The following is a 25,798-nucleotide window of genomic DNA, read 5'->3' on the forward strand; positions in this document are numbered from 1 at the left end:
GTGTGTTGCCTCTTACATGTATTTAGAAATGCCCAGCACCTTCTCGGTCACCATCACGAAGGCCATGGTGAACAAGACCAGCAAGGTCGACAGGGCAGCGATCGACGGATCGAAACTGTTTTCCATATGCCCCAGCATCTCGATGGGCAAGGTGCTGATGCCCGGCCCCGTCAGGAACAGCGAGACGGGTACCTGGTTGAACGAGGTGACGAAAGCGAGGAAGAAGGCTGCGATCACGGCGTTGCGGATATTCGGCAGCACGATCATGAAGAACGCGCGCAGGCGCGACGCTCCCAGGGTGATGGCCGCATCCTCGATATCCACGCGCAGGTTCACCAGGCTGGCGTACACCACGCGCACCGAATACGGAATCAGGAGCGCGATATGGCCGATCAAGAGGCCCACATACACGGGCGCATTGATGGTCAGGACCAGGTGGTGCAGCAAGCCCAGGCCCACCAGGATGGCGGGGATGATCAGTGGCGACGTCAGGATCTGGCGGATGGCGCCGATGCCGGGCGGCGGCATGCGCGAAAATGCATACGCGACAGGAATGCCCAGCAACAGCGCGATGACGGTAGCGATCAGGCCGATTTCCAGGCTGGTCTGAAAGGCGCGACGGAATTCGGGCGCCGCCCACACTTCGAGAATCCAGCGCAGCGAGTACGACTCGGGCGGGAACGCCAGGGTTTCGCCGCCGCTGAAACCGGCCAGCACGACGATGGCAAAAGGTCCCAGCAGGAACAAAAACACCAGCCACAGGACGGCGCGTGAGAACAAGCTTTCTTTCATACGGAGCTCCGGCTCGAGGAAATACGTTTAAGGCCGGCGTTGACCAGCAGGGTCATGCAGACGAGGATGACTGCGATCACATTCGCGGCGCCGAAATCGCTCTCCACGCTGACCTTCTGGTACAGCAGGGTTTCCAGCATCAGCACCTTGGTGCCGCCCAGCAGGGCAGGCGTTACATAGGCCGTGACGCAACCCGTAAACACCAGGGTGCCGCCGACCACCAGGCCCTCTTGCGTCAGCGGCAGGGTGACCTTGCAAAACACTTGCCATGGATTGGCGCCCAGGGTGGCGGCGGCCGGTTCCACGTCGCGCGGCAGGTTTTCCAGCGCGCCAGCCAACGACATCAGCATCAAGGGCAGCAGCAATTGCAGCAGGCCGACAAACACGGCGAATTCACTGAACAACAGGCGCAGCGGCTCGTCCGTGAAACCCATGTTGACCAGCGCCGCATTGAGGGCGCCATTACGCCCAAGCAAGACGATCCAGGCGTAGGTACGCGCAATCGGCGAGACCATCAGCGGCAGGATCATCATGCCGACCACCAGGCCGCGCCACTTTGGCGATACACGCGCCACGGCTTGCGCAGCCGGGTAGCCCAGGAGGATGGACGCCAGGGTCACCAGCGCGGCGATGCGCAGGGTGCGCCAGAAGATGGTGCGGTTGAATTCCTGCGAGAAGAATTCAATGAAGCGGTCAACGCCCCACTGCATGCCGTCGCCGACGCGGAAGGCGTCGACCAGCAAGGCCAGCACGGGCAGCAGGAAGCAGACGACGATAAAGATCAGCGCCGGCAGGACCAGCAGCAGTCCCAGGCGCTTTTTTGGATCAGCAAACATGGTGTTTTCTCCTCGTCACCACTATTTGCTCATGGCCTTGTTCCACTGCGTCATCCAGTTGCTGCGCTGCTTGAGGATGGTTTCCGGCTTGACGAACTTCAGCGAGCTGATTTGATCGGCGCCATAAGTATTGAATTGCGCGGCCGCCACCGACAGGCGCACGTCCTTGTTGACGGGCGAATCGACCAAGTTGGTCGCCAGCTGCGTCTGCACTTCCTTGGACAGCCAGAAATCCATCAGCTGATATGCCAGGTCCGCATTCTTCGAGCCGGCAACGATGCCCATCACGTTCATGCCGGCCGCCTGGCCTTCGGCCGGGATGCTCCATTTCAGGGGCAGACCCGTCTTGAGCATTTGCGACCAGGTGAAGCGCGCCACGGGCGCGGCCCAGATTTCATCCTGGGCGAACAGGGCGGCCAGCTGCGCGCTGTTCTTCGAGAACGTGACGACGTTGCCCTTCATGCCGACGATCTTGGCAAAACCGGTCGCGTAGTCGTCCGTCTTGCCGCCCCAGGCCGCATCGGCCATGCGCAGCATCAAGGGGCCCTGCGTGGTGCTCACGTCGGGGAAGGCCACGCGGCCCTTCAGTTCGGGGCGCCACAGGTCCTTCCAGGACGTCAGCGGGGCGATCTTGTCGCTGCGGTACACCAGGCCGACCGAATACAGCGTGTAGCCGACGGCGTAGTTGCCGCCGATGGGGTTTTTCGCCACGTCATACAAGGCTTTGTAATTGCTCAGCTTGGAGTAATCCATGGGCTGGATGACGCCCTTTTGCGCCGCTTCCAGCATGCCGGAATCGGACAGCAGTACCAGGTCGATCACCGGGTTCTTGCTGTGCACCACCAGCTTGGCGATGCGGTCTGCGTTATTCCCCGTTTCCACCTTGATATCGCAACCGCATTTGGCCTTGAACGGCTCGTACACATACTTCATGAACAAGGGTTGGGCAATCGGATAGGCCGAAATGACCAGCTCGCGTTTTTCCGCGTGGGCGGCGTTGGCCAGCAAGCCTAGGCTCAACGCCAACATGAGGTGCTTTTTCAAGATGCTTCCTTTCAGGGGACGGCGCTGCGGGACAGCGCCTGTAAAGATGAATCAGACTCAGAAATAATGTCGCATGCCGACGATCAGGACACTTTGCGTCTTGCCGCCGGAGGCGCCGAAGCCGAACACGCGGGCGAACGTCGCATCGCCGGCCGCTTTCTGATAGCTCCAGGTGACGGCGACGTCGGTGCGCTTGGACAGGAAGTAATCGGCCTGGAAGTTGACCTGATGCCATTTCGGCGTCTTGTTGATCACGTCGTATTTACCGGTGGTATAGAAATACGACGCGCCCAGGTTCAGCGCTTCGGTCAGCTTGTGGTTCACGTTCAGATCCACGTTTTGCAGGGTCAGATTGCTTTGATCCAGGTAGTGGTAGCGCACGTTGGTGTACAGTGCGCCAAACTTGGTCCTGCCCACATTATAAAAGCCTCCCGTGCCGGCGATGGCCTGGCTGTCCACGCCGGCGCCCTTGACGGCGCTCTTGTTGAAGATCAACAGGGAACTGCCATAGTCGTTGCCGATGGCGCCATTCGGCGCATCCGGGCTGTTCGGGTGGTCCATCTTGGTATAGGCGACGGCCCAGCTGAAGGCATCGACTTTGTAGCCGGCACCCATGCTGTAGACGCGGTTGCGGTTGGAGTCAGCCGGATTTTCGCTGAAACCGTACAAGCCCGTGAACGAGAGGTTGCTGATGTTCGGGCTGACATACTTGACGGCGTTTTGCACGCGCAGGTTGTTGTAGCCATTGTCGTTGTCGCCGATGTGCACGCCGTTACTGGCGATGACCACCGGGCCCAGCAAGTCCTTGACGGCTTCGTACTGGCGGCCCAGGGTCAGGGTGCCCTTGTCATTGCTCGACAGGCCCACATACGACTGGCGGCCGAACAAACGGCCGCTTTGCGCAGCCGTGCCCGTCATGACGTTAAAACCGTTTTCCAGCACGAAGATAGCCTTCGTGCCGTCGCCCAGGTCTTCCTGGCCGCGGAAACCGATGCGCGGATTCTGATTCGTGCCGCTCAGCGCATGCGTGCGGCTGCCGTTACCCTCGTCCGACACATAGCCGATACCGGCCGACAGCAAACCATACACTTGCACGCTGCTTTGCGCCTGCGCTGCGCCCTGCGCAGCCAGCAAGCCGCCCACCACCATCGTTCCAGTCATCCATTTGTTCATCGCCGCCACCCTAAAAAAGAATAAACCCTGAGTTTTTTTCGAATTATTTTATTGATGCGCCCCTTGCCTGGCGCGTCGCAGCGAGTGCCGGCGCCGCATTCCAGGCTCTTCTCCTGAATATTGTTGCTTTCAAGACAAGTAAGGACCAGTCCAGAATATGGTAAATTGCGGGATAAGAAAATTTGTTTATTTTTATAAATCCATTACTTTTTCTAATAAGCAAAGCCCATGCATGAACTGAGCAAGAAGATTTCCTTACGACATTTGCAAGCGTTTTCCACCTTAGCCCGGGTAAACAGCTTCAGCAAGGCCGCACAAGAATTGTGCGTGACCCAGCCGGCCCTCAGCGCGTCGATCAAGCTGCTGGAAAATCAACTGGGAAAAAAGTTGTTTAACCGCACAACCCACCAGCTGGAATTGACACGCGAAGGCAAGCTGGCGCTCGATTACGCCACGCATTTATTGAATACGGCGAGCAACACTTTTGCCGATATCCAGCGCGCCATCGGCAGCGGCCGGCACCGCATCCGCATCGGCGCGATTCCGTCGGCCATGGCGATGACGGCCGTAGTGGTGGCGCGCTACAGCGAGCAACATGGCGATGAAGTGGAAATCGTCCTGTCGGACATGCCCAATGACGGCTTGCTGCATGCGCTGCATTCGGGCCAGCTGGACTTTTGCGTGGGCATCGAGGTGCCCGGTTCCGTCTCGCTGGAAAGCGTGGGCCTGTTCGAAGACGAGCTGGTGCTGGTGACGGCGGGACGCCATGCGCTGGCGCCGCTCAAGGAAGTACGCTGGGAGCAGCTGGCCGGGCAGGAAATCGTCGTCTTTACCAAAGGCAGCATCTGGGAGTTCGCCTCGAGCGCGCTGCGCCAGCATGGCTTGAGCCCGTCGAGCCTGTATCAGATGATACACAGCGAGTCGCTGTATGGCGTGGTGCGCGCCGGCATCGCCGTGGGCATCATGCCCAGCCTGTACACGACTTTCCTCAACGACGAGGATCTGCATGTGGCGCCGCTGCGCCAGCCCACCTGCAAGCGCAAGATCGCCTTGATGCGGCGCAATGAAATCAGCCGCAACCACCATGTGGACGACTGTTTTTCAGCGCTGCGCAAAGATTTACAACAGGTCGACCAGTGGTTTTGATTGTCACTGCCGGCGTCAGCCCCCAGCTCACGTCGACGCCTGCTCCGACGCTAATGGTGGAGAGGGTCTGACCCCGGCCGTTGAGATTACTGCGGTACCTTGAGCAAATTGGCCAGCGCCACGTATTGCTCCAGGCCCACGGTTTCCGGACGCTTGGTCGGGTCGATGCCGGCTGCCTTGATCTGCTCTTCCGTAAACATGCCGGCCAGGCAGTTGCGGATCACCTTGCGGCGCTGCGAGAAGGCCTTCATGACCACCGCTTCCAGGGTGGCCTGGTCGCAGGCCATGCGCTCGGCCACGGGGATCATGCGCACGATGGCCGATTCCACTTTCGGCGGCGGATCGAAGGCCGTCGGCGGCACGATGAACATCAAGGTCATGTCATAGCGCCATTGCAGCATCACGGACAGGCGGCCATACGCCTTGCTGCCCGGCTCGGCCACCATGCGTTCGACGACCTCCTTTTGCAGCATGAAATGCTGGTCTTTCACCAGCGGCGCGAAGTCCGCCAGGTGGAACAGCAGGGGGCTGGAAATGTTGTACGGCAAGTTGCCCACGATGCGCAACTTTTCGCCGGCCGGCACGGGGATTTGCGCAAAATCGAATTTCAGCGCGTCGCCCGAGTGGATCGTCAGCTTGGCCGGATTGAAGGTTTTTTCCAGGCGCACGATCAGGTCGCGGTCCAGTTCCACCACATGCATCTGCTTCAGGTGACGCAACAATTGCTCCGTCATGGCGCCCAGGCCAGGGCCAATCTCGACCATGGCATCGTCCGCCTGCGGCGCGATGGCGGCCGTGATGTCGTCGAGGACGAAGCGGTCATGCAGGAAGTTCTGGCCAAAGCGTTTGCGGGCAACGTGTTTCATATTCTGTTTTTCTATTCTAAAGGCGGTGTAGCGGGGTAAAACCGGTGGGTATCAGGCGCGGGTGCTGGCGCGCAGCATGTCGAGCGCCGTTTGCAGGGCCTGCTCCATGCTGTGGCAATCGGCCAGCCCCAACCCTTGCGCGGCCAGATCCAGCGCCGTGCCATGGTCGACCGAGGTGCGGATCAGTGGCAAGCCCAGTGTGATATTGATGCCGCGCCCGAAGGTCGCGTATTTCAGCACGGGCAAGCCCTGGTCGTGGTACATGGCCAGCACGCAGTCTGCGTCGGCCAGATATTTGTGCTGGAACAAGGTGTCGGCCGGAAACGGCCCGCGCGCATCAATGCCGCGCGCTTGCGCCGCAGCGATCGCCGGGGTGATGACATCGATTTCCTCGCGCCCCAGGTAACCGCCCTCGCCCGCGTGCGGGTTCAGGCCAGTCACCAGGATGCGCGGCGCGGCGATGCCGAATTTCTGTTGCAGGTCTGCCTGGAGGATATCCAAGGTGACGGCCAGGCTGTCCATGGTAATGGCAGCGGACACGTCCTTCAAGGGCAGATGGGTGGTGGCCAGCGCCACGCGCAGGGTCGGTTCGCCGTGCCCCGGTTCGCCGGCCAGCATCATCACCACCTGCGGCGTACCGGTTTTTTCTGCCAGGTACTCCGTATGGCCGGAAAAGGCCACGCCGGCGTCGTTGATCGTGCTCTTTTGCAAGGGCGCAGTGACCATGGCGCCAAACCAGCCGGCCTGGACACCTTCCACGGCCGCGTCCAGGGTAGCGAGCACGGAACGCCCATTTTCCTTGTCCAGCACGCCAGGGATGACATTGTTAACAGTGGGAATATCGATCACGGCCAGGCGACCGGGTCCGAACTGGGGCAGGCCGTTGTTGCGCACGGCTTGCAGCGACAGCGCCGCCAGGCGAATCTCCGGGTCGATCAGGCTGGCCGTCAGCGCCAGGAAGGCGGCGTCGCCCAGCAAGATACAGTTGACTTCATGCCGCATGGCCCAGGCGGCGCGGATCGAAATTTCCGGACCGACGCCGGCCGGTTCGCCACAGGTAATGGCGATGGCCGGGCGGCGTGCAAGGGGCAAGTTACTCATGCGCAAATAGTCGGCAGCATTACTGGTCTTCCGCGCGGAATTCAACGTAGGCGCGGTCGCGCACTTCACGCGCCCAGTTTTCCGTCGCCTCTTCCAGTTTGCGTTCGCGCAAGGCGTTGCGCGCTGCGCTGCGCTGCTTCTCTTTCGAGACGTCGTCGCTCTTGCGTTCCAGCACTTCGATCAGGTGGAAGCCAAAGCTCGATTCGATCGGCTGGCTCACTTCGCCCGGTTTCAGCGCATTCATCGCCGTTTCGAATTCCGGCACGGTGTCGCCTGGATACAGCCAACCCAGGTCGCCGCCCTTGGCCGCCGAACCGTCGTTCGAGAACAAACGGGCCAGGTCTTCGAACTTGGCAGCCTTGTTATCAAGACGCTCTTTCAATTCCAACAATTTGCGCTTTGCTTCGGCAGCCGACAAGGTCGGCGTAATTTTCAGCAAAATGTGGCGGGCATGCGTCTGCTGTACGGCAGCGACGGCTTGCGCTTCGGCTGCGCTGCGACGGTCCACCAGCTTCAGGATGTGGAAACCTGTGTTGCTCTTGATGATAGGCGTGATCTGGCCAGGTTTCAATTTCACCAATTGTTCCGTGAACAGAGGTGGCAAGCGGTCGCTATGGCGCCAGCCAATATCGCCGCCACTCAGCGCATCGCTGGCGTCGGAATAGGTGGCGGCCATCTTGGCAAAATCGGCGCCCGTGCGCAACTGTCGGCTGACTTCTTCGGCGCGCGCGCGGCGCGCGGCGATCTGTTCCGGGCTGGAGTTTTCCGGAATACGCACGAGAATCTGCGCCAGATTCAACTCGACCTGTTCGCTGGCCGCCGCTTTTTCCGCTTCCAGGAAGTTATCCACTTCGGAATCGGAAATCTGGATCTTGGCGTCGACTTCATGCTCGCGCAAGCGCTGCATGATGATTTCATCGCGGATTTCCTCGCGGAAGGTCGCAAACGGCGTGCCTTCTTTTTCCATCTGGTTGCGCAACTCTTGCACCGTCATTTTTTGCTGTTCAGCAATACGGCCAATCGCGCGGTCCAGGGTCAGGTCATCCACGCGCACGCCCATTTCCTTGGCCAGCTGCATTTGTGCGCGTTCAACGATCATGCGCTCCAGCAATTGACGACGCAGGTCGGCGGGATCGGGCAAAGGCACGTTCTGCGCCTTCATGCGCTGCTCCACGCTCTTGATACGGGCTTTCACTTCATTGCGCGTGATGACGTCGTCATTGACGACGACGGCGATAGAATCGATGGTCTGGCCGCTGCTTGAGGCCGGTGGCGTGAAGCCCTTGACCGGTGCAACTGCCGCGGCAGCGGGCTTGGCCGCAGGCGCTGGCGCAGCCTGTTGCGCCCAGACACTACTGGCCGTGGCGCCGGAAATGGCGCACAACAAAACCGTTGCAATTTTGAGTTGGTGCATACTGGCATTACGCATAATGTGTAGAGCGCTCATGAGTTCGGGTGAATAAAAAAACCGGTTTGTGCCAGCGCCGGGAACACCGGCGGCGGCAACGGTGCCTATCTTAACGGAGTGGCTGGCTCAGTGCCTGGTAGCCAGGGATGGTTTTGGTAAATGTTTCCAGCCCATTCGCGCCCAGACCCAATCCATTCGACAGCCCAGTCAGTTCCAGCTGGAAGAAGATCGGCGTCGATGCCTTGTTGGCCGAGGTCACGAAACGCTGCGCCCCCATGCGGAACACCCAGCAGTCGCCCTTGTATTCCAGGCCGACCAGGCTTTCCAGCATGCGCCGGTCCAGCAGGGAGTAACTGATGCGTCCCACGCCATACAAGCGGTCCGTCAACGGCCATTGCGTCGACACTTCCGCATTGCGTATGCTGCCACGCTGAAAACGGTTACTAAAGTTCAATACTTTCTTGGCACCTGGCTGATATTGCAAGGTGTACGTCGAACTCATCAACTGGCGATCGCTGGGATTGTACTGCACCAGGCTGTCGATGGTCCAAGTCTCCGACACGCGGCCCGTTGCTGCCAGCAGGATATCCGAACGGGACTGGTTGACCGGCGTGGTCGAATTGAGCTGCACGCGCTGGTCGGCAAAGTAGAAACGCTGGCCGAAGGTCAGGCGCATGCGCTCCGTGCCGTCCGTTTGCAGGAAGCGCGACACGACAGCAGCCGTGACCTGGTTGGCATCGCCGATGCGGTCGCTGCCAACAAAACGGTTTTCCGTGAAGATCTGCGTCAGGTTGAACGTGCCGGCTGCCGTATCGAAATTCGGGAACTGCGACTGGTCGCGGTACGGCGTATAGACATAGAACAGGCGCGGCTCCAGGGTTTGCGTGCCGCCCTTGGCGCCAAACAGATTCGTGTCGCGTTCGAACACCAGGCCACTGTCGACCGAAAAGGTGGGAACGGCGCGCGTAAACGACGTATCCGGAAACAGCGCCTTGGTCCTGGCATCGTTGTCGAGCTGATACGCGCTGGCATTGAGCATCAGCTTGGGCGTGATGAAGTAGCCAGGGCGCACGATGGGGAAACTCACTTGCGGCACGGCGACGAGGCGCGATCCTTGTACGAGAGTCGGGTGCGCGAAGCGCGTCGCTTCCGCGTCGAAGGTCCAGTCGAAACCGCCCCAGACATCATATTTGCCAGCGTGAAAGTTCACCGCCGGCAAACGGTCATACGGCCGCGACACAGTCAGACTGGGATCTTTGGCGGCATCGGGGTCTTGCAGCACCTGGTAATTCTGTACGCGCGCCGTCAGGCTCCAGTCCTCGGTCCGGTAATCGGTGCGCAATTCGCGCAGCAACTGGCGCTCGGTGGCGGAGGCGACGTTTTTCGAAAAATCGTTCGGGTAATTATTGTCGGATGCGTCGCGCAGATCCCAGCTGTAAGTCCAGTCCTTGGCCAGCGCCTGCTCGTGCTTGGACTTGATCATGTAGCGGTTGGTCTTGGTCTGCTTGTCGTTGGGCAAGAACTCAACCGACGTTTCGCCGTTGTACAAACCGGCATCCGTCTCGCCCATGTAGCGGCCCGTCGCACCGAGCTGGATGCCGCGCCGCTGAATGTAGCGCGGGTACAGGGTCAGGTCGCGGTTGGGCGCGATGTTCAGGTAATACGGCATCAGCAGCTCGAAACCGTTCTTCGAGGCAAAGCCCGGCGTGGGCGCCAGCCAGCCCGAGCGGCGCGCGCCCGACAGCGAAAACGAAATGCCCGGCGTACCCAGGATCGGCACGTCCTTAAAATAGATGATGGTCTTGCTGCCGGTGCCCACGTCGCGGCCCGTATCGAGGTTCAAGGTGCTCGATTTCAGGTACCAGTCCGGATTCGGCCCCTCGCAGGTACTGTACGTACCGTCGATAACATTGGCTTCGTCGGGGTTGATGAAGTCGACGCGCTCGGCCTTGCCCCGGCCGCCGCCCACTTCGAAGCGGTACGTCGGGTTGAGCAGGAAACCCTTGCCGGTCTCCATGTTCAGCTTCAGGACGTCACCCGTGTAGTAATCGCCGAAACGCCACATCTTGATATGGCCCTCGGCGTCGAACTGATCTTCAACTTGTTTGTAACAAGCTGTATCGGCCGTCATTTTTGTGGTTTTTCCGCGCTCAATCACGACATTTTGATCGAGATTGATCTCCCTTTCGGGCCGTCCGTTCATGCTGTTTGACGTCATGACGGTGGGCGCGTCGGGATCTTCCACATGCACCGGACGCGGTGCTTTCTGGGCGTGGGCAGGCACCGTCGTGGCGGCGACGAGCGCGCTGATGGCGAAAGCCCAGCGCTGCGAAGGGGGGGAGGCCGAAAACCAGCTCATGAATTGGAAGGGGCAAGCACCATTGACAGGCGATTTTTTAATTTGAATCCCTTATTATATGGGAATCTGCATCATCAACCCGATTCCACAGGCCGCTTAATGTCATTCTCTTCCAATTCCTCCACCGCGCCGGCCCAGGCCGACGCTCGCCTGACCCTGTTGAAAGCCTGGTTGACCTCGCTTAACCTCGTCGCGCCCGAATCCGCCCGCCCCGCTTCCAGCGATGCCAGCTTCCGTCGCTACTACCGTCTCGATATGCTGCCAGGCAATGCAACATTGCCGGGAAGTACACTGATTGCCATGGATGCGCCGCCCGAGCGCGAAAACGTGCCGGCCTTTGTCAAGGTAGCCGGCTTGCTGAAAGGCGCCGGCGTGTCCGTGCCCGAGATCATCGCGCAAGACCTGGACAACGGCTTCCTGCTGCTCTCCGACCTGGGCACGACCACGTATCTCGACGCGCTGAACCACGACAATGCCAGCGTGCTGTACGCCGAAGCGCTGGAGTCGCTGATGAAAATCCAGCTGGCAAGCCAGCCCGACGTGCTGCCCGAGTTCGACCGCGCCTTCATCCTGCGCGAAATGAATCTGTTCCCGGAATGGTTCATCGGCAAGCACCTGGGCGCCACCTTGACGGATGTGCAACAAACCCAGCTGGACAAGGTCTTCGAGGTCATCACGGCGAATATTTTGTCGCAACAACAAGTATTCATGCACCGCGACTACCATTCGCGCAATTTGATGCACATCAACGATGGTTCGATCCCGAATCCCGGCATCCTCGATTTCCAGGACGCCGTCTTCGGTCCCGTCACTTATGACATCGCCTCGCTGCTGCGCGACGCCTACCTCCAGTGGGATGAAGAATTGGTGCTCGACTGGGTAATCCGCTACTGGCAACGCGCCAAGCAGCTGGGCTTGCCCGTCAATCCAGACATCGACGCCTTCTACCGCGATTTCGAATTCACGGCCCTGCAGCGCCACCTGAAAATCCTCGGCCTGTTCGCGCGCCTGAATTACCGCGATGGCAAGGATCTGTACATGGGCGACTTGCCAACCGTGCTCGACTACGTGCGCAAGACAGCCAACCGCTATACGGAACTCAAGCCGCTGGTGCGTCTGCTCGATGCGCTGGAGAATAAAACGCCCCAAGTCGGCTATACCTTCTGAGGACACCGGCCAAAACCTACTGCGCGTCGAGCTTTGCGGCCGGCGATGCTCACCGTACTAGAGTACGGTTGCGCTTCTCGGCCACAAATCACTGCCGCTCGCTACGGTTTTGTCCAGTGTCGTGACTGCAGAAAAATTACTGAACAAATCAGAAAAGACTACCCATGAAAGCCATGATCTTTGCCGCAGGCCGCGGTGAACGGATGCGTCCGCTTACCGATACCTGTCCCAAACCGCTGCTGAAAGTGCACGGCCGTCCGCTGATCGTCTGGCATGTGCTGAACCTGGTGCGCGCCGGCATCACGGACATCGTCATCAACCACTCCCACCTGGGCCATCAGATTGAGGAAACCCTGGGCGACGGCAGCGCGTATGGCGCGCGCATCGCCTATTCGCCGGAAAGCACGCCGCTGGAAACGGCGGGCGGCATCGCCCAGGCGCGCCACTTGCTGGGAGAGGAACCGTTTCTCGCCATTTCCGGCGACATCTATTGTCCCTACTTTGATTTCAAGCAAGTACTCGATGTGCTGGCCGACAAGGATGTACTTGGCACGCCGTATCCGGCCGACCAGCGCGACATCGCCTGGACTTACCTGGTGCCCAATCCCGACTTCCATCCGAAGGGCGACTTCGGCCTGACCTTGTTTGCTATCAACAATACCGACGAAACCAAATGGACCTTCGCCAATATCGGCGTGTACCGTCCTGAAATGTTCGACGGCATCGCGCCGGGCAGCCACGCCAGGCTTGGCGACCTGCTGCGCAAGTACGCGGACCAGGGCCGCGTGGGCGGCGAAGTCTATACTGGCGAGTGGACCAATGTGGGCACCCCAAAGCAGCTCGACGCGCTCAATGGCGTAACGGCCAAGGTGGACGCGGCATGATGGGCAATTACGCGGCACGGCGCGCGGCGCTGCTGGCGCAGATGCTGCCGGGCAGCGTGGCCATCCTCGCCACGGCGCCCGAAGTGCCGCGCAACAGCGATTGCGACTATCCGTATCGCCACGACAGCTATTTTTACTACCTCAGTGGTTTCACGGAACCTGACAGCGCCGTGGCGCTGGTGGCCGCCAGCGCCACGGCACCCGCGCGCGCCATCCTGTTTTGCCGCGCCAAAAACACGGAGCGCGAAATCTGGGACGGTTTCCGCCATGGCCCCGAGGCGGCGCGCGCCACCTTCGGCTTCGACGCGGCCTTCCCCATCGAGGAACTCGACGTGGAAATGACGCGCCTGCTGGCCGACTCTCCGGCCATTTACTATGCGCTGGGCGGCAGCCTCGATGCGCAAGTGAAAGTCTGGCGGCACAACGTGCGGCAAAAGGCACGTAGCGGTGTCACGGCACCCGCCATCGCGCATGAGATCAACGGCATGCTCGACGCCATGCGCCTGCTGAAAGACCCGCAAGAACAAGACCTGATGCGCCGCGCGGCCGCCATTTCCAGCGCCGCCCACGCGCGCGCCATGCGCGCCACGCGGCCCGGCATGCACGAATACGCGCTGGAAGCGGAACTGCTGTACGAATTCCGGCGCAACGGCGCGCAGTTCCCCGCATATTCTTCCATTGTGGCCGGTGGCGACAATGCCTGCATCCTGCATTACAGCGCCAACAACGCCGTCTTGAAAGAAGGCGAACTGGTGCTGGTCGACGCAGGCTGCGAACTCGATGGCTATGCCTCCGACATCACGCGTACCTGGCCCGTCAACGGCCGCTTCAGCGGCCCGCAGCGGGCGCTGTATGAACTGGTGCTGGCAGCGCAGCAGGCGGCGCTGGACATGGTGCGCCCCGGCTTGCCGCATAGCGCCATCCACGAGGCGGCCGTGCAGGTGCTGGCGCAGGGCATGCTGGATTTGAAATTGCTGGAGCGGCAAAAAAGCGGCAGCGTGCAGGATGTCATCGCCGACAAGTCCTATATGCCCTTTTATATGCACGGCACCAGCCACTGGCTGGGCATGGACGTGCACGACGTGGGCGCCTACCGCGACACGGGCGCGCCCGGAAAGCCGTGGCGCGCTTTGGCACCGGGCATGGTGCTGACGGTGGAGCCGGGCATCTATGTGCGCCCCGGCGCGGGCGTGCCGGAGCAGTTCTGGCATACCGGCATCCGCATCGAAGACGATGTGCTGGTCACGCCGCAAGGCCATGAAGTCTTCAGCTCGGCGCCCAAAAGCGTCGCTGAAATCGAACAACTGATGTCACAGGATTGACGCCGCGCATGCATACACCGTCCACTTTCGATCTCGCCATCTGCGGCGCCGGCCCCGTCGGCATGGCGCTGGCCGCCCTGCTGGTGCAGCGGGGCGCACGCGCCGCCGGCATCGCCCTGCTCGACGCCAAATCCATCGAGCAAGCCAGGCGCGACCCGCGCACCATCGCCCTGTCGCATGGCAGCCGCCAGATTCTCGAGGAAGCGGGCGCCTGGCCTGTGGAGGCGACGACTATCCACCAGATTCACGTCTCGCGCCGCGGCCAGTTCGGGCGCAGCCTGATGGACCGCAGCGAGCATGGCGTCGAGGCGCTCGGCTATGTGGCGCGCTATGGCGCCGTCGTCAGCGCGCTGGCCGATGTATGCGAGCGCCTGGGCGTGGTCAGCTTGCGTCCGGCGCTGGTGACGGGTAGTGCGGAGGATACCGACGGCGTCAGCGTGCAAATCGAGCAGGCAGGCGCCACGTCAAGCTTGCGCGCCAACCTGCTGGTACAGGCCGAAGGAGGCCTGTTCGGCCAGCAGGCAGAGCGCGCCGTCAGCCGCGATTATGGCCAAAGCGCCATCATTGCCCATGTGCGTACCAGCGCTCCCATCGCCCACCGGGCCTATGAGCGCTTCACCGACGAAGGCCCGCTGGCCCTGCTGCCGCAGGACGACGGCTACGCGCTGGTGTGGTGCGTTCCGCCGACGCGCGCCGAACAATTGTTGGCCCTGGACGACGCGGTCTTCCTGGCGCGCCTGGGCGCCGCCTTCGGCAGCCGCCTGGGACGCTTTACCCACACGACGGCGCGCCTGGCCTATCCGCTGGGCCTGAACGCGCAGGCGGGCGGCACGGCGCGCACGGTCGCCATCGGCAATGCGGCGCAAACTCTGCACCCGGTGGCGGGGCAAGGCCTGAACCTTGGCTTGCGCGACGCCGCCGTGCTGGCCCGCGTGCTGGCGCAGGACAGCAGCCCCGCAGGGCTGGAACGCTACGCCAGCCTGCGCCAGGCAGACCGGGGACTGACCGTGCGCGTCACTGACACCATGGCGCGCATTTTCACGGGCAGCGCTCCCACGCAAGGCTTGCTGGGCCTGGCGCTGGGCTTGCTGGATGCCTTCAGCCCGGCGCGCAAAAGTTTGGCGGAACTGATGATGTACGGCCGCCGCTGAGTCTCCGCCATCCTGGAACGGGCGAAAAAGAAACAGGGCGCATATCCGGCATGGAGTAAACCGCCTGCGGATGCGACAATGGCTGTCACCTGGCTTTCGGCGACCGTTCCATGACAGATGCTTTGCCCGCAGCACCGCCTGCCGCTCTTCCCGCAGTACTTTTTTCCCGTCTGCTGGAAGATTCCCTCGACGCCGTGATCATCATCGATGAACATTGCCGCATCCGCTATATCAATGGCGCCATGCAGGCACTGTCGGGCTATGCCAGTGGGGAATTGCTGGGCCAAACCCTGAACGGCCTGCTGCCCGACGCCGTCGGTGCGCAGCACGACAACCACGTGATCAACTACATCCGCAGCTCGCGCACCTCCAGCGTGCTGGGCAAGATACGCGAATTCGCCATCCGCCACCGCAACGCGCAGATGATCCCCATCGAAATGAAGGCGCTGGACCTGGGCGTGGTCGACGGCATGCGCTATTTCGGCGCCTTTTTGCTCGACGTACGCGAACGGCGCGAACTGGCGGTAAAAAATGCCAGCCTGCTGGCGCAGCTGGAACAGCAGGCGCTGCACGATGCGCTGACGGCGCTGCCCAACCGGCGCTCCTATGAAGCCCAGGCCGCGCAGGCGATGGCGCGCGCGGCGCGCAGCGGCGCCGCCCTGAGCGTGGGCGTGGCCGACCTCGACCACTTCAAGAAGATCAACGACCGTTATGGCCATGCCGTGGGCGACGCCGTGCTGCGCACGGTGGCGCAGGCGCTGCGCGACACGGGACGCATCACTGACGTGGCAGCGCGTCTCGGCGGCGAGGAATTTGGCCTGTTGTTCCCCGACGCCAGCCTGCAGCAGGCACACCAGGTGGCCGAACGCATCCGCGCGGCGGTAGCCGCCGCCGTCACCTCCTTGCCCGATGGCCGCCAGCTGCAGGTGACCATCAGCATCGGCGTGGCCTCATTGATCGCTGGCGCCAGCCTCGACGCGGCCATGTCGGATGCCGACAAGGCCCTGTATGTAGCCAAGCATCAGGGGCGCAACCAGGTCGTCGCGGCATCGGCCGACCAATAAAAACGGCCCGCGCAAGGCGGGCCATCTTCGTAGCATAAGGCATTACCTTACTCAACTGCCTTGAGCATATCCTCGATCACCTTCTTGGCGTCGCCAAACACCATCATCGTGTTCGGCTGGTAGAACAGTTCATTGTCCAGGCCCGCATAGCCGGAAGCCATTGAGCGCTTGTTGACGATGATGCTCTTGGCCTTGTAGGCTTCCAGAATCGGCATGCCGGCGATCGGCGATGTCGGGTCTTTCGCTGCCGGGTTGACCACGTCGTTTGCGCCCAGCACCAGCACCACGTCCGTCTGGCCGAATTCACCGTTGATGTCTTCCATCTCGAAGACCTGGTCGTACGGCACCTCCGCCTCGGCCAGCAGCACGTTCATGTGACCCGGCATGCGCCCCGCCACGGGGTGGATCGCGTACTTGACGGTGACGCCCTTGTGCGTGAGCTTTTCCACCAATTCCTTGAGCGAATGCTGCGCGCGCGCTACGGCCAGGCCGTAGCCTGGCACGATGATGACGGTTTCCGCATTGCTCATGATGAAGGCTGCATCATCGGCCGAACCCGATTTCACGGGACGCTGTTCCTGCGCGCCGGCCACGCCTACCGCCGGCGCAGCGCCGCCGAAGCCACCGAGGATGACGTTGAAGAACGAGCGGTTCATGGCCTTGCACATGATATAGGACAGGATCGCGCCCGACGAGCCCACGAGCGAGCCGGCGATGATCAGCATCGAGTTATTCAGCGAAAAACCGATGCCGGCCGCGGCCCAGCCGGAGTAACTGTTGAGCATCGACACCACCACCGGCATATCGGCACCGCCGATAGGAATGATGATCAGCACTCCCAGCGCAAAGGCGATGACGGCCATGACGATGAACGGCGTCCAGGCTGGCTCCACCCCGTCGGCAAAGCAGAACACCAGGCCCAGCGCGACCATCACCAGCGCCAGGACCAGGTTGAGCATATGCTGACCCTTGAAACTGACGGGTGCGCCCTGGAACAGGCGGAACTTGTACTTGCCCGACAGCTTGCCGAAGGCGATCACCGAACCGGAGAAAGTGATGGCGCCGACAAAGGTGCCGATGAACAGCTCGAAGCGGTTACCGATGGGCAGCGCCTGGCCTTGCTGGGCGATGTTGAAGGCCCACGGTTCGGACACGGCCGCCACGGCGATGCAGACGGCCGCCAGGCCGATCAGCGAGTGCATGGCCGCCACGAGTTCCGGCATCTTCGTCATTTCCACGGTTTTTGCCAGGTAGGCGCCGATGGCGCCACCCGTGACGATGCCGATAATGACCAGGGTCAGGCCCATGCCACCCGTTTGCTGTTCCTTCAGCTTCAGGATCAGCGCCACGGTGGTGACGGCCGCAATGGCCATGCCGCTCATGCCGAAGGCATTGCCGCGGCGCGCCGTCGAGGGCGACGACAGCCCTTTCAAGGCCTGGATGAAGCACACCGAGGCAATCAGGTACATCATCGTCACCAGGTTCATGGTGACGAAGCTCATGGCGTGACTCATTCTTTTGCTCCTTGCTTGGCCTTCGGTTCTTTTTTGCGGAACATCTCGAGCATGCGCTGCGTGACGAGGAAGCCGCCAAACACGTTGACGGCGGCCAGCGCCACGGCCAGCGTGCCGGCCGCCTGCGCCAGCGGGCCTTGCGTCAGGCCGGCCGCCAGCATGGCGCCAACGATGATGATGGCGGAAATGGCATTGGTGACGGCCATCAGCGGCGTGTGCAGGGCCGGCGTGACGGTCCAGACGACGTGGTAGCCGACATAAATGGCCAGCACGAAGATGATCAGGTTGGTGATGGTGTGACTGATTTCCATGATGTTGTTCTCTCCGGCGCCGCGTTATTTACGTAAGATTTCACTGCCTGCGCACACCAGGCTGGCCTTGATGATTTCATCCTCGCGGTCGATCAGCAACTGGTCGTCCTTGTCGATGATGAGCTTTAAAAAGTCCAGCACGTTGCGCGCATACAGGGCCGAGGCATCGGCCGCCACCAGGGTCGCCAGGTTCGGCTCGCCCACGATGTACACGCCGTGCTTGACGACCGTCTTGCCCAGTTCTGACAGGGGGCAATTGCCACCTTGCTCGACGGCCAGGTCGACGATGACGGAACCCGGCTTCATGGCTTTCACCGTTTCTTCGGAGATCAGCACGGGCGCGGCGCGGCCGGGGATCAGGGCTGTGGTGATGATGATGTCGGCCAGTTTCGCCCGTTCATGCACCAGTTCGGCCTGGCGGCGCATCCAGTCGGCGGGCATGGCGCGCGCATAGCCGCCCGAGCCCTTGGCGATTTCCTTTTCTTCATCGGTCAGGAAAGGCACGTCGAGAAACTTGGCGCCCAGCGACTCGACCTGCTCCTTGACGGGCGGGCGCACGTCGGACGCTTCGATGACGGCGCCCAGGCGCTTGGCCGTGGCGATCGCCTGCAGACCTGCCACGCCCACGCCCATGATCAGCACGCGGGCTGCCTTGACGGTGCCGGCCGCTGTCATCAGCATGGGCATGAAGCGCTGATACGTATTGGCCGCCACCAGCACGGCCTTGTAGCCGGCGATATTCGCCTGCGAGGACAGCACGTCCATCGACTGCGCGCGCGTGATGCGCGGCACGGCTTCCAGGGCGAAGGCGGACAGGCCGGCCGTGGCCATGGCGGCGATATTGTCCGCGTCAAACGGGTTGAGCATACCGATCAGCACGGTGCCACTGGCCATCAAGGCCCGTTCACCGGCATCGGGGGCGCGCACCTTGAGCACGATGGCGCAAGCATAGGCTTCCTGGGCGGTGCCGATTTGCGCGCCAGCGGCGGCATACGCATCGTCGGGAATCGAGGCTTGCAGGCCAGCTCCCGACTGCACGACGACCTGATGCTTGGCTGCCAATTTCTTGACTGTCTCGGGCGTGGCTGCCACCCGCGTTTCACCAGGCCGTGTTTCGGCCGGTATGCCTATCCTCATGATGCCTCCGCTAATTGATAAACTGACTAGAATCTAACACGGAAAGCAGCGCGTCAAACGTTTGTGAACCAGCAACTTTTAGTTGTACGACACTAATTCCACCCCCATCGCCATATTCGTTTCACCATGCGGCGCGGCGACCATATTGTGGGAAAGGTGTGTCAATCTCACCACAGTCGAGCGTCAGTGCCCGCTTGTTTTGACCACAGGGAAAGCCTATATTAGCGGGCGTTTCCTGCCATCATGCCGCCTAAGCCCCCATGCTAGTGCGCTCCCCGGGAAAGACGTAAGTATCTCCCACCGCTATTTGCTAAAACGTTGTCATTTATCAATATCTCCGCGCAACAGAAGGCCGGGTTCAAACCGCGCGCGCAGAACAAGATAAAATGTCGGCTCTTTCAAGGATGGAATCATGCCGAGAATCTGGAAACCCTCTGTCACCGTTGCCGCCATCGTCGAGCGCGACGGCCTGTTTTTATTGATTGAAGAAGAGACCAGCGAAGGCATCAAGCTCAATCAGCCGGCCGGTCACCTCGACCCGTTCGAGTCGCTGGAACAGGCGGTGATCCGCGAAACGCTGGAAGAAGCGGCCTACGATTTCATCCCCACGGCACTGGTCGGCATGTACATGTCGCGCTATCAGTCACTGCGCACGGGCGAGGACGTGACCTATTTGCGCTTCACCTTTTGCGGCACGGCCGGCGCCGAGCATGACCGCCCGCTGGACGAAGGCATTATCCGCACCCTGTGGATGACGCGCGACGAGCTGGCGGCATGCCAGGAACGCCACCGCAGCCCTCTGGTGCTGCAGTGCGTGGACGAATACCTGGCTGGCCGGCGCGCACCGCTGGCCCTGCTGCACACGCATGCGTCTGTCTTTAACAGCGCATAGCAACATTATCTAAAGTACACTGGAAAGCAAGATGAGCAAGAAGAAAGTCGTTATCGGCATGTCCGGCGGGGTTGATTCCTCGGTCGCCGCATGGATGCTGAAGGAACAAGGCTATGAAGTCATCGGCCTGTTCATGAAAAACTGGGAAGATGACGACGATTCGGAATACTGCTCCACGCGCCAGGACTGGATCGATGCGGCCAGCGTGGCCGACGTCATCGGCGTCGATATCGAAGCCGTCAATTTTGCCTCCGAATACAAGGACCGCGTGTTCGCCGATTTCTTACGCGAATACCAGGCCGGCCGTACGCCGAATCCGGACGTACTGTGCAACGCCGAAATCAAATTCAAGGCTTTTCTTGACCACGCCATGACCCTGGGCGCCGACCTGATCGCCACCGGCCATTACGCGCGCGTGCGCCAGGCGCCCCTGGATGCCGGCCGCTATGAGCTGCTCAAGGCAGTCGACGCCAGCAAGGACCAAAGCTACTTCCTGCACCGGCTGAACCAGGCGCAATTGTCTAAAACCCTGTTTCCGCTCGGTGAAATCCCGAAGACGCAAGTGCGCAAGATCGCCGAGCAGCTGGCGCTGCCGAACGCGCAGAAAAAGGATTCGACGGGCATCTGTTTTATTGGCGAGCGCCCGTTCCGCGAATTTTTGAACCGCTACCTGTCGTACCAGCCGGGCCCCATGAAAACGGCCGACGGCAAGACGGTGGGCGAACACGTGGGGCTGAGTTTTTATACCCTGGGCCAGCGCAAGGGCATCGGCATCGGCGGCGTGAAGTCGTACCAGAATGCCGATGGCAGCAGCGACGCCTGGTATGTGGCGCGCAAGGATATCGCCAACAATACCCTGTGGGTGGTGCAGGGCCATGACCATCCTTGGCTGCTGTCGCCCGCCTTGACAGCCGATCAGGCCAGCTGGGTCGCCGGCACTGCGCCACAAGCGGGCGCCCTGTCCGCCAAGACGCGCTACCGCCAGGCCGACGTGGCGTGCCAGCTATTGCCGGATGGGAATGAACACTTCAGCCTGGCGTTTGACCAGGCGCAATGGGCCGTCACGCCAGGCCAGTCGGCCGTGCTGTATGATGGGGATGTCTGCCTGGGCGGCGGCATCATCGCCAGCGCCACGGGCTTGCCCTGATCATGGACTGAAAGGATACGCTGATGCACACACTGCACGCCCGGATTGTCACCGCATGGAATGCCTTACCCGTAGTCCTGCAAGCGAGCTTGCTGCTGGGTGCCGCTGCGTACTGTTTACTGCATCTCGGGAAGTCACTGGGCCAGGCGCTGTATTACCTGACCCACTGACACCTGACAATGCCGCCAGTTCAGCCGGGCTGATTGGTCGATTGTGCGGCGGCCAATGCCTGCTGCTGCTTGCGCACCATCGCGATAACCGTGTTGCGCACGGTTTTCAGCACCGTGTCGGCCATGAAGGGTTTCACGATGAAGCCCGACACGCCCATGGCGTGGGCTGCCTGCAGCGAGGCGGCGTCGATGCCGCCCGAGACCATGAAAATGAGCGTTTTCGGATACTGGGCGCGGATGGTTTGCACCACATTGCTCCCATCTTCCACCTGCTCGCGCGCGATGCACACGAAATGCGGATGGTGCTTGACCAGCAGCGCCAGTCCCAGCGCGCTGGTATGCGTCTGTCCGCAGACATCGTAGCCGCCATCGGTCAGGACCGTGTTCAGCAGGCCGCGCGCCACGGCGCTGCTATCGATCAGGACTGTCTTTAACATCATGATTACTTCCCTTGCTTGATTGTTCTTGTCTTGCGCCGTGCCTTACTTTTCCCACACGAGCTTGTTCCAGGTCACGCCTAAAGTCACGTCAGTCTTGAGCGCGACTAACTTTCTTGAAAGATACAGTATTTCCCGCTCTTTTCGCAGGCTTTCGCCCAGTGCGCCGGGCAAAATCCCCGCGCCGGCCATCACGGCGTCGATATTGCCGTAAGCACGCAACAGTTTCGCGCCCGTCTTCAGGCCGATCTTCGATACGCCGGGGATGCTGTCGGTGACGTCGCCCATCAGCGCCAGCAAGTCGGGCAGCAGTTCCGGCGGCACGCCGAACTTTTTCTCGACCCAGGCGTGGTCGTGCCAGACCCCCTTGAAATGATCCCACACCAGCGCGCCGTGGGCGATCAGGCCATGTAAATCCTTGTCGGTGGTGGCGATGACGGCCGCGCCACGCCCCTCGTGCAGCCAGCGCATGACGGCCGTGCCGATCACGTCGTCGGCCTCGACCTCGGGAATGCTCACCACATGCATGCCGAAGCTGGCCAGGGTGGCATAGAAGCCGGGCAAGGCGTCGCGCAGCACCTGCGGCATGGGCTGGCGCCCCTCGCGGTAACCGGCATACAGGGCGTGGCGCCAGGTGGGGCCGCCAAAGTCGAAGGCCGGCAGGATGTGCGTCGGCTCATGGTCGTTGATGAGGGTGCGGAACGACGACAGCGCATGGCGCAGCGCGATCTCCGCCTTCAGGTCGGAATCGGGTTCAGGACTGGCTTCGTAGACGCGGCGTACGATATTCAAGCCGTCGATAGCGAGGAGTCTGGCCATGCGGTTAGTCGATACTGGTTGAATCGGGCATTTTACCGTATGGTTCCCCGCATATCGGCCTTGAATGCCCCTTATTTGGCGAAATCGTAGGGCCCGCCACGTTCGAGCGCCCGCTGGTAGGCCGGGCGCGCGTGGATGCGCTGCAGGAACGCCGTCAGCTTCGGCTGGCGTTCGTCGAGTCCGCCGCGCATGGCGGCCGCTTCCAGCGGAAAGCTCATCTGGATGTCGGCCGCCGTGAATTCGTTGCCGGCAAACCATTTTCTGCTCTCCAGTTCGGATTCCATGTAAGCCAGCTGGCTATTGATGTTGGGCATGATGAAGCTGCTCCTGACCTTGCTGGCGATGCCGCGCGCAATGGGCTTGACGAAAAATGGCATGGGCGACGATTCGACCTTGTCGAATACCAGTTTCATCAGCAGCGGCGGCATGGCCGAGCCTTCCGCGAAATGCAGCCAGTAAGTCCAGCGCAGCTTCTCCGGCGTGCCCGCCGCCGGTACCAATCGGCCATTGCCGTAGCGTTCGACCAGGTACTCGATGATGGCGCCCGATTCGGCGATGGTGTTGGCGCCATCTGTGATCACGGGCGACTTGCCCAGGGGATGCACGGCTTTCAAGGAAGCGGGCGCCAGCATGGTTTTCGGGTCCCGCTGGTAGCGCTTGACCTCGTAGTCGAGGCCCAGCTCCTCGAGCAGCCAGAGCACGCGCTGCGAGCGCGAATTGTTCAGATGGTGGACGACGATCATGGTGTTTCCCGTTAGGCGATGGTTGAGTTCCAGTATAGCCGGGACGGGAAAATCGCGGCGGAAGGGGCTGCACACCAAAAGAAATTGCGAAAAACAGTATTTTCAATTGATAACTTTTCAATCTTCCCTTATCGTGTTTTGTTTCCAATAAGTAAGGAACTCCTCTGTGGATTTCGACACAAACAACACTACGCCCCAGCGCGAAGCCATCACCTTCAGCGCCACCGGCAGCGAATACTTCCGTATCTGGATCGTCAACCTGCTGCTGAGCATCGTCACCCTGGGCATTTATTCCGCCTGGGCCAAGGTGCGCCGCAACCGCTATTTCTATTCGAGCACCCACCTGGCGGGCAGCAGCTTCGAATACCACGGCAACGCCGTCGCCATCCTGAAGGGCCGCATTGCGGCCGTCGTGCTGATCGCCGGCTACAACATCGCCCTGCGTGTCTCGCCCATCGTGGGCCTGCTGATGTTCGTACTGCTGGCCGCCATCCTGCCCTGGCTGGTATGGAAAAGCTTGCAGTTCAAGCTGTACAACACCAGTTACCGCGGCATCCGCTTCGGTTTCGGCGGCAGCGCCAAGGAAGCCTACAAATACTTCCTGTGGCTGCCTATCCTGAATACCTTCACGGCTGGCTTGATGACGCCGTTCCTGCACCAGCGCCTGAAGCGCTTCCAGCACACGCAAAGCCGTTTCGGCACCAGCCCGTTCAGCTTTGACGCCACGGTCGGCAGCTTTTACAAGACGTACCTGCTGTTCTTTGCGCTGCTGCTGGGCGGCCTGCTGGTGCTCATTTTCGTCGTCTTCGGCAGCGTGTTTGCCTCGTTTGCTGCGCATGCCAACGACGCCACCAAGGTCGGCAGCCTGATGTTTGCCATCGGCGCCCTGTATCTGTGGGCGTTTACCGTTCTGCCCCTGTTCCTGACCATGATCCAGAACCTGATCTGGAACCACACGCGCTTGCAGCAGCACCAGTTCCAGTCGCAGCTGACCTGGGGCCGCACCACCTTCATCATGCTGACCAACCTGCTGGGCGTCGTCGTCACGCTGGGCCTGTTCGCGCCATTCGCCCACGTGCGCTGGCTGAAGTACCGCCTGGAGGCGACGTCGATGCTGGTGCATGGCAGCCTGGACGAGTTTGTCGCCGCCACGGGCCAGCAAGTGTCGGCCACCGGCGAAGGCATGGCCGACCTGCTGGACTTCGACCTGTCGATGTAAGCAATGAACGCCAACACGCAAGAAGACCACGCCGCTCTGGCCGCCCGCTATTTCGACGGCCAGAGTTCGCGCCTGTACCACGTGAAACTGTCCGTGCGCGATGGCGTGGCCGTGCTGACGGGCGACATCGAGCGCAGCTGTCCGCTGGGCGAACTGCACGTGTCCGAACGCAGCAGCCACGCCGTGCGCAAGGTCAGCTTTCCCGACGGCGCCTACCTGGAAATCGCCGACCAAGCGGCCTTCAACGCATTGCTGCACGATACGGGCCACCGCGATGGCTGGGTGGTGCGGCTGCAGCAAAGCTGGCGCGGCGCCCTGCTGGCCACGGTCGCCACCGTGCTGGCTCTGTGGCTCAGCTATCAGTACCTGCTGCCGGTCGTGGCGAAAGGCATCGCTTATGCGATTCCCCAGTCCGTCGAGCGCCAGCTGGGTCAGGGCGTGCTTGATTTCCTCGACCAGCACGTGTTTGAAGCGAGCAAGCTCACTGGCGTACGCCAGCAAGCCTTGCGCAGCCAGTTCGCGCGGCTGACCACGCCCGGCGACAGCACGCCCGAGCACCGCATCGTTTTCCGCAAGAGCAAGATCGGTCCGAACGCGTTTGCCCTGCCGTCGGGCGACATCGTGCTGACCGATGAAATGGTGGAACTGCTGCCGGACGATGCCGCCATCATGGGCGTGCTGGCGCATGAGCTGGGCCATTTGCAGCAGCGCCACCTGACGCGGCGCATCATCCAGACCTCGGCAGTGGGCGCCGGCGCGGCGCTGCTGTTCGGCGACGTGTCGACGGTGGTGGCCACCGTGCCGCCGCTGTTGCTGGATTTGAAGTATTCGCGCGATGTCGAACGCGACGCGGACGACTATGCGATTGCCATGCTGCGCCAGAATGGCATCCCGCTGGAACACCTGGCGCAAGTGTTTGTCGCCCTGGGCAAGCTGGACCAGGGCACGCCCTACCTGTCGAGCCATCCGGCCAGCGCCGAACGGGTCGAACGCATCCGCGCCGCACAACGGTAAACACCTGACAAAACCTACTGCGCGTCGCGCTTTGCGGCCGGCGATGCTCACCGGCTCGGCGCCCCCGTACAGAGTACGGTTG

25 protein-coding genes are annotated in these 25,798 nt (G+C 61.5%); 11 read left to right on the top strand and 14 right to left on the bottom strand.

Translation table 11 applies throughout. The features are described from left to right. Nucleotides 1-12 precede the first annotated feature (12 nt). Genes CLU92_RS18060 through CLU92_RS18075 form a run of 4 tightly spaced genes read right to left on the bottom strand, consistent with a single transcriptional unit; the run spans nucleotide 13 to nucleotide 3,833 of the window. Nucleotides 13-792: an ABC transporter permease gene (locus CLU92_RS18060; protein ID WP_070290842.1), complete on the bottom strand. Its 780-nt coding sequence runs from the start codon at nucleotides 790-792 to the stop codon at nucleotides 13-15. After that, on the bottom strand, nucleotides 789-1,628 hold the full coding sequence (locus tag CLU92_RS18065; protein ID WP_101483022.1) for an ABC transporter permease: 840 nt from the start codon (nucleotides 1,626-1,628) through the stop codon (nucleotides 789-791). The genes CLU92_RS18060 and CLU92_RS18065 overlap by 4 nt, the downstream gene beginning before the upstream one ends. Nucleotides 1,629-1,649: 21 nt before the next feature. Then, nucleotides 1,650-2,672 carry an ABC transporter substrate-binding protein gene (locus tag CLU92_RS18070; protein WP_243857918.1) on the bottom strand — a complete coding sequence of 341 codons (1,023 nt, stop codon included), beginning with the start codon at nucleotides 2,670-2,672 and terminating at the stop codon, nucleotides 1,650-1,652. Nucleotides 2,673-2,729: 57 nt separating this feature from the next. After that, entirely contained in the window at nucleotides 2,730-3,833 is a 1,104-nt protein-coding gene (locus tag CLU92_RS18075; RefSeq protein ID WP_101483024.1) for a porin, read from the bottom strand. Nucleotides 3,834-4,073: 240 nt separating this feature from the next. On the opposite strand from CLU92_RS18075, the gene CLU92_RS18080 reads away from it, so the two are divergent. After that, the gene (locus CLU92_RS18080) at nucleotides 4,074-4,991 is read left to right on the top strand and encodes a LysR family transcriptional regulator (RefSeq protein WP_101483025.1); all 918 of its coding nucleotides are present in this window, start codon (nucleotides 4,074-4,076) and stop codon (nucleotides 4,989-4,991) included. Between the two features lie 86 nt (nucleotides 4,992-5,077). Here the strand turns inward: CLU92_RS18080 and rsmA are convergent, their stop codons facing one another. The 4 genes from rsmA to CLU92_RS18100 all read right to left on the bottom strand — a co-directional run bounded on the left by rsmA (nucleotide 5,078) and on the right by CLU92_RS18100 (nucleotide 10,725). Further along, the gene (gene rsmA / locus CLU92_RS18085; RefSeq protein WP_101483026.1) at nucleotides 5,078-5,857 is read right to left on the bottom strand and encodes a 16S rRNA (adenine(1518)-N(6)/adenine(1519)-N(6))-dimethyltransferase RsmA; all 780 of its coding nucleotides are present in this window, start codon (nucleotides 5,855-5,857) and stop codon (nucleotides 5,078-5,080) included. 51 nt (nucleotides 5,858-5,908) lie between these two features. Further along, nucleotides 5,909-6,958, bottom strand: a complete 1,050-nt coding sequence (gene pdxA, locus CLU92_RS18090; protein ID WP_101484758.1) for a 4-hydroxythreonine-4-phosphate dehydrogenase PdxA — start codon at nucleotides 6,956-6,958, stop codon at nucleotides 5,909-5,911. 19 nt (nucleotides 6,959-6,977) lie between these two features. After that, nucleotides 6,978-8,372 carry a peptidylprolyl isomerase gene (locus tag CLU92_RS18095; RefSeq protein WP_243857917.1) on the bottom strand — a complete coding sequence of 465 codons (1,395 nt, stop codon included), beginning with the start codon at nucleotides 8,370-8,372 and terminating at the stop codon, nucleotides 6,978-6,980. 103 nt (nucleotides 8,373-8,475) lie between these two features. Then, complete coding sequence (locus CLU92_RS18100) at nucleotides 8,476-10,725, bottom strand: LPS-assembly protein LptD (RefSeq protein ID WP_101483028.1); 2,250 nt, start codon at nucleotides 10,723-10,725, stop codon at nucleotides 8,476-8,478. Between the two features lie 99 nt (nucleotides 10,726-10,824). On the opposite strand from CLU92_RS18100, the gene CLU92_RS18105 reads away from it, so the two are divergent. From CLU92_RS18105 to CLU92_RS18125, 5 genes are all read left to right on the top strand, one after another. Further along, entirely contained in the window at nucleotides 10,825-11,892 is a 1,068-nt protein-coding gene (locus CLU92_RS18105; protein ID WP_101483029.1) for an aminoglycoside phosphotransferase family protein, read from the top strand. A gap of 164 nt (nucleotides 11,893-12,056) precedes the next feature. Next, a complete protein-coding gene (murU, locus tag CLU92_RS18110) occupies nucleotides 12,057-12,776 on the top strand; it encodes an N-acetylmuramate alpha-1-phosphate uridylyltransferase MurU (protein WP_101483030.1) in 720 nt (239 codons plus the stop codon). Next, nucleotides 12,776-14,098, top strand: coding sequence for an aminopeptidase P N-terminal domain-containing protein (locus CLU92_RS18115; RefSeq protein WP_180338645.1), 1,323 nt, complete (start codon nucleotides 12,776-12,778; stop codon nucleotides 14,096-14,098). The genes murU and CLU92_RS18115 overlap by 1 nt, the downstream gene beginning before the upstream one ends. A gap of 8 nt (nucleotides 14,099-14,106) precedes the next feature. Then, on the top strand, nucleotides 14,107-15,249 hold the full coding sequence (locus tag CLU92_RS18120) for an FAD-dependent monooxygenase (RefSeq protein ID WP_101484759.1): 1,143 nt from the start codon (nucleotides 14,107-14,109) through the stop codon (nucleotides 15,247-15,249). 110 nt (nucleotides 15,250-15,359) lie between these two features. Continuing rightward, nucleotides 15,360-16,313 (top strand): sensor domain-containing diguanylate cyclase, encoded by a 954-nt coding sequence (locus CLU92_RS18125; RefSeq protein ID WP_101483032.1) that lies wholly within the window; start codon nucleotides 15,360-15,362, stop codon nucleotides 16,311-16,313. Between the two features lie 47 nt (nucleotides 16,314-16,360). On the opposite strand, the gene CLU92_RS18130 is transcribed toward CLU92_RS18125, so the two are convergent. The 3 genes from CLU92_RS18130 to CLU92_RS18140 are packed head-to-tail and all read right to left on the bottom strand — an operon-like array spanning nucleotide 16,361 to nucleotide 19,275. Beyond that, nucleotides 16,361-17,815, bottom strand: a complete 1,455-nt coding sequence (locus tag CLU92_RS18130; protein ID WP_101483033.1) for an NAD(P)(+) transhydrogenase (Re/Si-specific) subunit beta — start codon at nucleotides 17,813-17,815, stop codon at nucleotides 16,361-16,363. An 8-nt stretch (nucleotides 17,816-17,823) separates the two neighbouring features. Further along, nucleotides 17,824-18,138 (bottom strand): NAD(P) transhydrogenase subunit alpha, encoded by a 315-nt coding sequence (locus CLU92_RS18135; RefSeq protein ID WP_035822749.1) that lies wholly within the window; start codon nucleotides 18,136-18,138, stop codon nucleotides 17,824-17,826. 24 nt (nucleotides 18,139-18,162) lie between these two features. Then, nucleotides 18,163-19,275 (bottom strand): Re/Si-specific NAD(P)(+) transhydrogenase subunit alpha, encoded by a 1,113-nt coding sequence (locus tag CLU92_RS18140; protein WP_101483034.1) that lies wholly within the window; start codon nucleotides 19,273-19,275, stop codon nucleotides 18,163-18,165. Nucleotides 19,276-19,687: 412 nt separating this feature from the next. On the opposite strand from CLU92_RS18140, the gene CLU92_RS18145 reads away from it, so the two are divergent. From CLU92_RS18145 to CLU92_RS27835, 3 genes are read left to right on the top strand one after another with little or no spacing between them, the layout of a single operon-like run. Continuing rightward, complete coding sequence (locus tag CLU92_RS18145) at nucleotides 19,688-20,167, top strand: NUDIX hydrolase (RefSeq protein WP_010401817.1); 480 nt, start codon at nucleotides 19,688-19,690, stop codon at nucleotides 20,165-20,167. A gap of 31 nt (nucleotides 20,168-20,198) precedes the next feature. Further along, complete coding sequence (gene mnmA / locus CLU92_RS18150) at nucleotides 20,199-21,314, top strand: tRNA 2-thiouridine(34) synthase MnmA (protein WP_101483035.1); 1,116 nt, start codon at nucleotides 20,199-20,201, stop codon at nucleotides 21,312-21,314. A gap of 23 nt (nucleotides 21,315-21,337) precedes the next feature. Beyond that, nucleotides 21,338-21,484 (top strand): hypothetical protein, encoded by a 147-nt coding sequence (locus CLU92_RS27835; RefSeq protein ID WP_180338539.1) that lies wholly within the window; start codon nucleotides 21,338-21,340, stop codon nucleotides 21,482-21,484. Nucleotides 21,485-21,504: 20 nt separating this feature from the next. Here CLU92_RS27835 and CLU92_RS18155 read toward each other — a convergent pair whose 3' ends face one another. The 3 genes from CLU92_RS18155 to CLU92_RS18165 all read right to left on the bottom strand — a co-directional run bounded on the left by CLU92_RS18155 (nucleotide 21,505) and on the right by CLU92_RS18165 (nucleotide 23,483). Beyond that, the gene (locus CLU92_RS18155; protein WP_101484760.1) at nucleotides 21,505-21,921 is read right to left on the bottom strand and encodes a response regulator; all 417 of its coding nucleotides are present in this window, start codon (nucleotides 21,919-21,921) and stop codon (nucleotides 21,505-21,507) included. Between the two features lie 45 nt (nucleotides 21,922-21,966). Beyond that, a complete protein-coding gene (locus CLU92_RS18160; protein WP_034778849.1) occupies nucleotides 21,967-22,740 on the bottom strand; it encodes a 5'-3' exonuclease H3TH domain-containing protein in 774 nt (257 codons plus the stop codon). Between the two features lie 71 nt (nucleotides 22,741-22,811). Further along, nucleotides 22,812-23,483 (bottom strand): glutathione S-transferase, encoded by a 672-nt coding sequence (locus CLU92_RS18165; protein WP_101483036.1) that lies wholly within the window; start codon nucleotides 23,481-23,483, stop codon nucleotides 22,812-22,814. A gap of 166 nt (nucleotides 23,484-23,649) precedes the next feature. On the opposite strand from CLU92_RS18165, the gene CLU92_RS18170 reads away from it, so the two are divergent. Then, nucleotides 23,650-24,702: a YjgN family protein gene (locus tag CLU92_RS18170; protein WP_101483037.1), complete on the top strand. Its 1,053-nt coding sequence runs from the start codon at nucleotides 23,650-23,652 to the stop codon at nucleotides 24,700-24,702. 3 nt (nucleotides 24,703-24,705) lie between these two features. After that, nucleotides 24,706-25,716 (top strand): M48 family metallopeptidase, encoded by a 1,011-nt coding sequence (locus CLU92_RS18175; protein WP_101483038.1) that lies wholly within the window; start codon nucleotides 24,706-24,708, stop codon nucleotides 25,714-25,716. Nucleotides 25,717-25,798 lie beyond the last annotated feature (82 nt).

Source organism: Janthinobacterium sp. 61 (assembly GCF_002846335.1).
In the GTDB taxonomy this organism is placed as follows: Bacteria; Pseudomonadota; Gammaproteobacteria; order Burkholderiales; family Burkholderiaceae_D; genus Janthinobacterium.